Here is a 7,891-nt window from a genome sequence, read left to right on the forward strand (position 1 = left end):
GGAACGGTCACCTCGGAAGGCTAGTCTGGGACTCCATTTTTCACGGTTTAAGGGAACCGCTGGCGCTCGTGCCGCTGATTGGCGTGATTTTGACCTTGTTCGGCTTCCATTCACCGGATTTGCTGAGCAAATCGTTGAATCAAATTGGTGACATTACCTCCGGGGCCGCTTTATTCGCAGTCGGTGTGACCATTGGCGTACGCAACATTAGTTTTAGCGTAACCGCCATTGCTATCGCGCTGTTAAAAACCATCGTGCAGCCTTTATTGATGCTGCTGATTGCCTACCTGTGCGGCCTTTCGTCTGCCGATACGGTGAAGGCAGTATTGCTCGTTTCCTTCCCTGGCTCAGCCGTCGCCGCCATGATTGCTACGCGTTTTGAAAGTCTGGAATCGGAAACAGCTTCCTCCTTTGTCATCAGCGCCGTCATTTCTCTTGCTACACTGCCTGTGCTCATTTCGCTATTGATGTAAATTGTTTCCTATTTAGACATTGGACCCTGTCGCGAATTCTTTCGTGTAGTTGGAGATGACGGTTTGATATAACAGATGAACGAATGTACAGTAATAGTCAAAAGAATAGGAAGTCCACTAGGGGAGCCGATGATGGCTGAGACAAGAACGTATCTTGGACCCTTTGAACCTGATCTAGTTCGTACTAGCGTAGGAAAGTGGAGCCTTCGTATATAAGGTCCCTAGTGTTTTTTTGCGCATTGGACCTATGATGAAGCCGCTCCAGTTTTCGGGGCGGCTTTTTGGCGTTGTTCCGAAACTGTATTCTTACGGGACTTCCTGCTCTTGATTTTGGTGGAGGTAGGAAAATGAGCTTTACGCAGGAGCTCCATCGGTTCATCATTATATCCGTCACATGCTGACGGTCGCGCATGAGGGCAGTCTGGCGATTCGGTGCGTGAAGTACGGTTAACGGCTTATATGCACTCGGCGCTTCGCCGGTGACAGCGCTGACAGCAGTCATGTTGATTTGGCAGTTCGGACCGCGCGGGCACTCCATACAATGGTTGTCATCACCGGAAAAGAGGATGTCATCACCGATGGGATCAAAGTACGAATGATTAGTGGCGGAGACGCGCTGCTTACAAAGGTAACTGGAGCAGGCTGCCCATGCCGTGCAGGGTCCGGCGATATTGCATGAGCTGCCTAAAGCGGGAATTCATGTGCCGATCGTCGGGATCGGGGGCATTACTATAGACCGTGTAGAGGAAGTGGGAACAAGCACGGGAACAGCGCGATACGTGTGTGAACGGAAATTTGCTGATAGAGGTATTTAACTACTGGCTGAGGCATCATTCGTCGTAATAAACAGAAGCAGTCTTCCTGAACAGATAGGCTGCTTCTGTTTATAGAGCATATCACTTATCCATGACTTGGGTGCAGACAAAAGATTTTTCTTTGAGGTAGTATACATTCCCTCGTCTCAAATCCAAATTAATTCATACTTATCCAGTTCGCTCCTTTTATTTACAAGAAAATGGACTAGGAGTATAATATTTTCACGGGTATCAAGGTGAATTCTGAAGAAAGGGAGTTTATTTAGTCACGAAGAAAAAATTATGAGCCTTGCATTGAGTTCGTGTCTTTTATTGGGGAGTGTTCCCGCGTATGCTGCTGACAGTACGGTAGAATCTAACCAAGCAGTTGATCCAAACTTGGTAATCTCAACCAAGGAAGAATTGACTATCCCAAATAATGTAACTGTTTATTCAGTTACTGCGTTAAACAACGCTTCTATAACATACGATCACAATTCGGGAATTGATTGGGATAAAGGAAACAGACAGGTTTGGGGCAACATTCAGGCCCAGCAAGGGAATCTACAGCTAGACAGTTATACGAGAGCACGTTTTGAACATACATGGGTTCAGGGTGGATCAGTTTATGGAGATTCTGGACGGGTATGGAGCACCAAACAAGGAAGATCCTATGCTCGTTCTGATTGGGAAAACTATAACTCATTAAATTCCGGTGTAGCCAAAACATACTACGGTATCTAATTTTTTAACGAATTATTTGTGATATGAATTTCTGTTTTTAGTAATTTCATTAATAAAAAAATTTACCAAACAATTCACCTTGTTACCCGCCTTGGAGGATACATTATGAACAATATTCGTATAACTCGTGTCAAAGTTTTAGATGTGTTTTTATTTGTCGCTATTACCCTGTTCTGTTTCGCTTGCTTATTTACATTGTTTTATAATGAAAATGTAAATCTCGTAAAAAAACTAAGCAATAACTTTTATGATGATAATGCCTTGTTTTTCAAAACATCAAAAACTGAACTTGGCTTTTCTTCTTTATATGAGGCACTACCAAATGGTACTGTATTATTCGGAAGGTTTTTCGGGCAAGGAGAAGATATTCGGGGTGTTATATATAAGGGGGACTATGTTCCACCTAACTTAACAAGTGGAAGGTTTTTTTCTGAATCTGATTTCATATCTAATTCGCATGTTGCAGTTATTGGTAATGATGTTCCTATAAATAAAACCATAAATGAAAAAAAATATGTCGAATATAATCATATGGATTACGAGGTCATAGGGATTATTGGTTACAATATACCTACTAGAATAGATCGGACAATTTTACTGAACTTGAATGCTGATAATATCACTTCCAGTGTTGAATATATTGTTAGCAGTTCAACCATACAAAATGGTTTGAATTTTATTGGCAACGAAAAAATATTTGGGCAAGTTTCTGTATACGATAAGGAAAGTGTTAATATTTTGCATTTAGTTGATAGAGGTAATAATCAAGTAATTACATCCATAATTTTTATTATCGTACTCTTTGTAAATAGCTTATCGGTAATGATCTTTTGGAGCGAAAAAAAGAATACTGAAATGAAGATCAAATGGAGCAACGGGTACACTAAAAAGAAAATATTAATAGATGTGTGGAAAGATTTTTTCCCAATACTATTGTTGAGCTTAATATCGGCTCTTGGTTCTTCTTGGTTTTTCGGAAAATATATGCAGAATGTCGATCTAAGCCTTCAATCGGCTATGCTAGGGGCGACGATCTTGCTTTTATTGTTTTCATTTTTAGCGGTCGGTATCTCCTATATAAAGATGACACAAAGGTGATTTGTGATGCTCAATTTGCTTATTGATTCATTAAAACAACATAAACGAAAAACCATACTTGCCGTCTTACAATGTACTGCTTCGTACATTTTGGTTATTTTGACATTGAGCTTGGCTACAAATACACATGAACTTGCATCAAATGTTCAAAATGCTGCATCCTCTTTATACAAGGTCAATGACAATTTTTTCAATGATGAGGAAAAGAACTTTCTTGCTCAATCGGATAACCTCAAGGTCTTAAATGAGCTGTACGAGTGGAAAAAAACGAATCCAAGTTTTAAGTATATCATTGCAAGCAGACAGAATCTTTTTCTAGATGTGCAAGGCTTACCTGCAAAGTTTCAATATGGATATGAAGCTGGGCACGAAACTCCAGACGCATATGAAAGTATTCAAGTGAATCAACCGTTTATTGACCACTTTGCTATCCACGCTTCTGAAGGTAGAGTATTTCAAGCTGGAGATTATAACGCGGAAAATGACGTTATTCCTATAATTTTGGGTTATGAATATAAGGATTATTTTAACTTGGAACAAATCATAAACGTGGGATATATGGGAGTGAATTTAAAGTGTAAAGTAATTGGTTTTTTGGAGCAGCATAGCTTTTATAATAACGGATACGCTTTGAAATACTTGGATCGACTTATTGTATTCCCATCTTTGGAAGTGGACAATATCTATGCGCAAGATAGAAGTTTTATGTTAAAACTATTTTGGGATAAAACAAGTGGCTACATCCAATCTTCTCTTTCGGCACAGAAAATCCAAGAGCTGTTCACGCAAAAAAGTTTGCAACTTGATATCGAGCCATATGTTGTGGAAGGAGTCTCAAATTTTTATCTTACGATGTGGGGGCTAGAAGGAGAGCAATTACAAAAAGTGCTTTTTATATTTTCTCTTGTCATTGCCTTTGCTGCGCTATTCAGCCTTTCAACAAATCTCATAGCTAAAATCACTCTCCGTAAATACACATATGGAATCATGATTGCAAACGGAACAAGAAGAGCAGTAATAAATCTTTCAATTCTTTTTGAGATATTTTTTATCAATTTGGCATCACTATGTATTGCCGCTTTGTTTTCATTTGTGATTTCTAAAAGTATAAATATTCCTATTCTACTTATTTTCAGTTTCACACTTTCACTACTATCTTTTATTCCTCCATGGATTTCTGTGAATAGATTAAAGTTGTCGAAAACAATACGAGGTGGGAACTAATGAGTGTAATTGCATTAAAGAATATAAATAAATCTTACGGTTCAAGAACGATACTTTCCGACGCCTCTTTCAATGTAGATCATGGAGATTTAGTTGGAATCATAGGCAGAAGTGGGTCTGGAAAAACTACCTTGTTAAATATTTTAGGGTTTATGGATATTGCAGATAGCGGGGAGTATTTCTTTGATAGTCAACTAATTAAGCCCAAAGATGAGAAACGAATGACGGTGTTAAGAAGAGATGAAATCGGCTTTATTGTACAAGATTATGGCTTAATTAAAGAAAGAAGTGTTTTTTATAATATTGCCTTACCTTTATTGAGTCAGAACACACCTAAAAAGGAAATTAAGCACCGTGTTGATTCTATCGCGGAGCAACTTAAAATTTCCGACTTAATTAATCAATATCCCCATGAAATTTCTGGAGGCGAAGCTCAAAGAGTCGCAATAGCAAGAGCGCTTATCAGAAAACCGAAAATAATTTTGGCAGATGAGCCAACAGGCGCTTTAGACGAATCAGCAGAATCAGACATACTGGAAATACTTCATGCTCTTAATAAGTCAGGTGTCACAATTGCACTGGTAACTCACAATCAGGTTGTTGCAAATATATGCAAGAAGTTATATGCAATAGTAGATGGGAAAATCGTTCCTGTGTAACAAATATACTACAAATGCTATAGTGCAAAGGTACAACCAAATAGAATGTCACATCCCTGTTACTTGGATGTGGCATTCTTATGCCAATTTGCTGCCGATTCCCATATTTTTATCATACCTCGTAAAAACAGAATACTGGATTGTTTCGTCACATACATATGAAAATTCAAACTCAGCGGATTTGCAATATCCCCTTCATCCGTATCCTCATTGATATCTTCTACTATCAGGATCATACCATCTGGCTCGCAGATATTGCAGTTCTGTTGTATCTCCCACAGTTAGCCAGAGTAACGGAATGGATTATGGACTTTCTTCTGTGAAGAAGCCATCCCCCAAATGTCATAGTTATACATGTTGAGAACATTTCCTTTTGAATCACGTAGTTCCACGATGTGGATCGACTACATTAAAATGAGGGCTTGTAGATTAAACCTATCATACTAAGGAGCGGATCATGAAAGAGCAAGGGCTGATTTCTACGTAAACGGTGGCACAATATAAGTCTCACAAAACGGCTTGTAATGAAGAAACTACAGCGAATACATCGAATCGTAAGTTTGCTCAAACGGAGGTCAAACGCTTCGTGGTCAGTGCCTTAACCTATGTGAAAGTCCAGAACCGATGGCACTACATCTGCGTGCTGGTCGACCTGTTCAATCGAGCAATCATTGATCATAGTGCTGGTCCTCATAAGAATGCAACATTGATTTCCCGCGCTTTTGCGACGGTGAAAGGCGATCTGCGTCAGATTCAGTGGTTTCATACAGACCGTGGCAGAAGCTACTTTTAGGGTGATGAAAACGGTTGTACCTTTATAACATTTCGATTGCTGCTTGAGGTGTCGGCCCAATAGAATCCTTGCAGCAAATCGTTGATTTTATTAATACTTATATTCAGACAAAGCCGTTTCAAAAATAAATAAAATATATTATTCTTCAATTCCAAGCAATTCGGATACTTGTTTTCTATATCTCGTAGCCTTACGTGTCCCGTGAATGAGATTAGACAATCTGGAAGCCGGAATTTGATATGTAGTACAGAATGTTTTTTGATCAATTCTTTTCTCGACCAGTTTTTGTTTAATCTCCCACCCAAAAGGGGTTACAGCATTTCGTCGATTCAACATCATTACCTCCAAACCTGGTTTTTGAAATCATAGTATGATGCAAATGTAATACACATTAGCTTAATGATCTGATCTGCCCTTTTGGTAATGATTTAACAGATCATCCAGCTTCTTGGATTGTTCAATTACTTTGGGATGTGTTAAAAATCCGTACTTTTTCTGGACTTGATACAGCTTCCTCCTAGCTCTCTCGACACGAAGTAAAGTCACACCTTGATTCATCAGCATGATCCCCTCCTATATGTAATATTTTAGAACAAAAAGACGTTTTTTAGGTTTTCGAATGATACTCTTACCAAAAAAAGGACTTTTCAAAAAGTTCGCATAAACTGGGAAGCCCCGAATTTTACGCAAAAGAACCCCGTCTCCACTACTAAAGTAGGGACAGAGGTTCCTTTGGTTTGGATAACAACCCTTTTGCAATTTGATCTCTTTTCATAAATAATGAGAAAAAATCCCTTGATTTTTAATGCAATCAAGGGATAGACCGATTCATTTCTCTCGTTTCGACAATGCAAAATTGATTATCTCTCCAGTTACAGTTCCAGTCAAAATAATATAAAACATCATAGCTTGAAACTTATACCCCAGTACATAAAATATTCCCAGACCTATTGCATAGCCTAGCAAAATACCAGTATAACGTTTTAAAAATTTGTTCATGGAGTACATCCGATAGGGTATGGTTGCGAACTAAAGAACTTTGCAGAGTCAGCCGTACCAGTTACTTTGTTTCGTGAAGCATCTTGATAGAACACCGTATAATTAGCGTAAGGAATAGCTTCACACTTTCTAGGATAAGAATATTGATAAATCGTATAATAAGATTGAGTATTCAAGCTTGCCCCAACGCCTAAAATTGTGAGAATGGTTGATACAGGAGCTTTAGTAACCGTTGCTATTGCCGCTGCTGCATAAGCTATTCCTACATTCACCCAATCATAGGAGTAATCAAACTTGCCTACAAAGGCTCCACCTGAAGGAACAGCATTTAACGAAAAATCAGAACGGCTCTCTTTAACATTAAAGTTCTCCTGTTTTACACCGTCAATCAGCAAAGTTTGATCTTTTGTGAAATACTCAATTTTAGTTGTTTTTCCATTCTCAACAACAGTCGTTATTCTATGATTGTCATCATTAAAGTTTGTTGTTACAGTCGCCTCTCCACGATCAGTCTGAATAACTTCTGTTTGAACTAGGTTTACCTCTGGCTTTGTGAATTGTTCAGCATTACTCACCGAAGGTAAAACAGTCACGCAGAGTAATACTGATGCCAATAAAGGAACGAACACTTTCTTGAAAATTTTTATAATAATTCTACTCCTATACAAATATTTCAAACAGTTATAAATATTACACTTTGTATAGTGAGAAGTAAGGGGAATTTTGTCGAACATTAAATCAATTAAAAAAATCTACCAGTTATAGAGCGGCAGAGAAAGAAATTATTATTTTGAAAAATTTAAATTCACAATCAAGCTTTAATTTGAATATGGACAATGGATTTGATAATTCCTTTAATAACTGTGATTAACAACGACGAATGAAGGAGGAAGAATGAAAAGAAAGTGGTATTTAAAACCAATGGTCATAATTTTAATGAACATTATAACCCCGCCCATAGGCTATTTGAATGTATTCTTCAATAGGAAGAAATTTGAACCCAATGAACGATTAGGATATTTGGCATAGCCACAGTATTTGCTGCCCTATGGTTAACTAAATTTCTACCGCATTCATGGCGAATTCCCGCTATAATAGTTGTTGCAC

Annotated in this window: 9 protein-coding genes, 4 pseudogenes and 1 riboswitch; of the genes and pseudogenes, 9 read left to right on the forward strand and 4 right to left on the reverse strand. The window is 38.2% G+C overall.

The features are described 5' to 3' along the window. The 9 genes and pseudogenes from L696_RS0103985 to L696_RS31740 all read left to right on the forward strand — a co-directional run. The coding region (locus L696_RS0103985; protein WP_025682492.1) for an AEC family transporter at nucleotides 1-473 on the forward strand (473 nt) is incomplete at its 5' end. 109 nt (nucleotides 474-582) lie between these two features. Next, nucleotides 583-686, forward strand: a riboswitch (TPP riboswitch). Nucleotides 687-828: 142 nt separating this feature from the next. Beyond that, nucleotides 829-897: pseudogene (locus L696_RS32605) on the forward strand (thiaminase II); the annotation flags it as partial. 51 nt (nucleotides 898-948) lie between these two features. Beyond that, nucleotides 949-1,119, forward strand: a pseudogene (locus L696_RS29175) (hydroxyethylthiazole kinase); the annotation flags it as partial. Beyond that, nucleotides 1,118-1,225, forward strand: a pseudogene (gene thiE, locus L696_RS30200) (thiamine phosphate synthase); the annotation flags it as partial. The pseudogenes L696_RS29175 and thiE, both read left to right, overlap by 2 nt. Before the next feature lie 345 nt (nucleotides 1,226-1,570). Beyond that, a complete protein-coding gene (locus L696_RS30205; protein WP_025682493.1) occupies nucleotides 1,571-2,011 on the forward strand; it encodes a hypothetical protein in 441 nt (146 codons plus the stop codon). Between the two features lie 105 nt (nucleotides 2,012-2,116). Further along, nucleotides 2,117-3,109 (forward strand): ABC transporter permease, encoded by a 993-nt coding sequence (locus tag L696_RS0104000; protein ID WP_025682494.1) that lies wholly within the window; start codon nucleotides 2,117-2,119, stop codon nucleotides 3,107-3,109. Between the two features lie 6 nt (nucleotides 3,110-3,115). Continuing rightward, nucleotides 3,116-4,333, forward strand: a complete 1,218-nt coding sequence (locus L696_RS0104005; RefSeq protein WP_025682495.1) for an FtsX-like permease family protein — start codon at nucleotides 3,116-3,118, stop codon at nucleotides 4,331-4,333. Then, the gene (locus L696_RS0104010; protein WP_049827261.1) at nucleotides 4,333-4,992 is read left to right on the forward strand and encodes an ABC transporter ATP-binding protein; all 660 of its coding nucleotides are present in this window, start codon (nucleotides 4,333-4,335) and stop codon (nucleotides 4,990-4,992) included. Before L696_RS0104005 ends, L696_RS0104010 begins: the two co-directional genes overlap by 1 nt. A 451-nt stretch (nucleotides 4,993-5,443) precedes the next feature. After that, nucleotides 5,444-5,779: pseudogene (locus L696_RS31740) on the forward strand (IS3-like element IS655 family transposase); the annotation flags it as partial. 144 nt (nucleotides 5,780-5,923) lie between these two features. Here the strand turns inward: L696_RS31740 and L696_RS31745 are convergent. The 4 genes from L696_RS31745 to L696_RS0104035 all read right to left on the reverse strand — a co-directional run bounded on the left by L696_RS31745 (nucleotide 5,924) and on the right by L696_RS0104035 (nucleotide 7,398). Then, nucleotides 5,924-6,118 carry a hypothetical protein gene (locus L696_RS31745; protein WP_025682497.1) on the reverse strand — a complete coding sequence of 65 codons (195 nt, stop codon included), beginning with the start codon at nucleotides 6,116-6,118 and terminating at the stop codon, nucleotides 5,924-5,926. Between the two features lie 63 nt (nucleotides 6,119-6,181). Beyond that, nucleotides 6,182-6,349, reverse strand: a complete 168-nt coding sequence (locus L696_RS29185) for an aspartyl-phosphate phosphatase Spo0E family protein (protein WP_081750676.1) — start codon at nucleotides 6,347-6,349, stop codon at nucleotides 6,182-6,184. 264 nt (nucleotides 6,350-6,613) lie between these two features. Continuing rightward, nucleotides 6,614-6,784: a hypothetical protein gene (locus tag L696_RS31130; protein WP_162833905.1), complete on the reverse strand. Its 171-nt coding sequence runs from the start codon at nucleotides 6,782-6,784 to the stop codon at nucleotides 6,614-6,616. Further along, entirely contained in the window at nucleotides 6,781-7,398 is a 618-nt protein-coding gene (locus tag L696_RS0104035; RefSeq protein WP_209440932.1) for a hypothetical protein, read from the reverse strand. Before L696_RS0104035 ends, L696_RS31130 begins: the two co-directional genes overlap by 4 nt. Nucleotides 7,399-7,891 lie beyond the last annotated feature (493 nt).

This window comes from Paenibacillus maysiensis (assembly GCF_000520815.1).
In the GTDB taxonomy this organism is placed as follows: domain Bacteria; phylum Bacillota; class Bacilli; order Paenibacillales; family Paenibacillaceae; genus Paenibacillus; species Paenibacillus maysiensis.